At 52.8% G+C, this 1,746-nt stretch carries 2 protein-coding genes; both read right to left on the reverse strand.

Annotated elements, in window-relative coordinates:
* Window positions 1-1,086: class I tRNA ligase family protein (locus MVG27_RS06970; protein ID WP_297556418.1), on the reverse strand; the 1,086-nt coding region annotated here is incomplete at its 3' end.
* 178 nt (window positions 1,087-1,264) lie between these two features.
* The coding region (locus MVG27_RS06975; RefSeq protein ID WP_297556416.1) for an aminotransferase class I/II-fold pyridoxal phosphate-dependent enzyme at window positions 1,265-1,746 on the reverse strand (482 nt) is incomplete at its 5' end.

A 1,746-nucleotide genomic window follows, 5' to 3' on the forward strand; every position in this document is an offset into this window, starting at 1 on the left:
GTCCTTCACCTTTATGAACCACTGCTTCTTTGGAAGGAGTTCAATGGGTGCCATACAGGAGCTCCTCTCGGTGTGCCTCAGAACGCGGTGCTTTATCTTCTCCTTCTTGTAGAGGAGGCCCATCTTCTCAAGGTCTTCGGCTATCTTCTTTCTCGCCTCCTCGGTCTTGAGGCCTGCGTAGGGGCCGGCCCTCTCGTTCATCGTTCCGTCCTCGTTGATTGCTATAATCACCGGCAGGTTGTAGCGCTTCTGCCAGACAACGTCCTGCTCGTCACCGTAGGTACAGTTGTAGACCGCTCCGGTTCCAAAGCTCGGGTCAACGTCTTCATCCGCTAAAACCGGGACTTCGCGCTCGAATATCGGGAGCTTCACCTTCTTCCCTACGACGTCCTTATACCTCTCGTCGTCTGGATGAACAAATACAGCGACACATGCCGGCATGAGCTCGGGCCTAGTGGTCGCTATCGGCACGTAACCACTTCCATCAGCCAGGGGGAGCTTGATGTAGTAGAGGTAACCCTCTTCCTCGACGTAGCCAACCTCAGCTTTGGCAAGGCTCGTCCTACAGCGCGGGCACCAGTAGACTGGGTGTTCGGCCTGGTAGAGGAGGCCTTTCTTGTAGAATTCGATGAGGGACTTTTGGACTGCTGCTTTATACCAGTCGTCCATCGTGTGGTACTCCAAATCCCAGTCCGCCGAATAGCCAATCCTTATGAACTGGTTCCTCATCGCTTCGATGGCCTGCCACGTCCATTCGATACACTTCTGGAGGAACTTCTCCGGCTGGTCCTTGCTTATACCGAACTCCTTCTCTACCTTCAGCTCTGTTGGCAAACCATGGTTGTCGAAGCCCTGCGGGAAGAGAACGTTGTAGCCGGTCATTCTCTTGTAGCGCGCGATAATGTCAATCCACGTATGGCTCAGAACGTGGCCGAGATGGAGCGTTCCGCTCGTGAAGGGCGGAGGAGTGTCTATAGCGTAGCTCGGTCTCTTTTCGTCGAGCTCGTATTTGTAAATCTTCTCATCGAGCCAGAACTTCTGCCATTTCGGCTCAATCTCGTTCGGGTCGTAGTTCTTGGGGAGCATAGGCATCACCTTTTCGGTTTTTTGAAGATGAAATACCCTCAGAAAAGTGGCTTAAAAACTTTGATGGTGGTGCCGGAGTCAGGACTACCCCAGAAGGGCGGAATGCATTGAGTTCAGGGATCGAAATATGAACCACGGTGGACGATAGGCACCACCGAAGTATAAAAGTGGGCAGGGTTTAAAAGTCTTGCTCCCCCTTGAGGGTTGCAAATGCTTCAATAAGCTTTGCATTCTCCTCGGGCTTCCTCACCGAGAAGCGGATGAACTCTGGCAGGCCGAAACTCGTGCAGTCCCTCACGAGGATTCCCAGCCTCTTAAGGGCTTCTACAACTTCTCCCGCGTTCCCAACGCGCTTGATGAAGAAGTTGGCGTCGCTTTTAACTCCCAAAGCTTTCTCAAGTCTCTCCTTCTCGCGCCAGATTAGGGGCATAGTCTTCCTCAGGTGCTCAAAGTTGTCCTCAAGAAGAAACTCAAGGAAAGCCACACCCGTTGAGCCTATACCCCACGGCATTCTGACACTTTTGAAAGCCTCCGGAAAGCCGAGAATGTAGCCAACCCTAATCCCGGGCAGGCCGTAGCTTTTTGTGAACGTCCTGAGCTTTACGAGGTTTTCTCCCTCCGGGCTTTCGGCGTCTTTAACGAAGTCTATGAAGGCCTCGT

Source organism: Thermococcus sp., from assembly GCF_027011145.1.
Classification (GTDB): domain Archaea; phylum Methanobacteriota_B; class Thermococci; order Thermococcales; family Thermococcaceae; genus Thermococcus.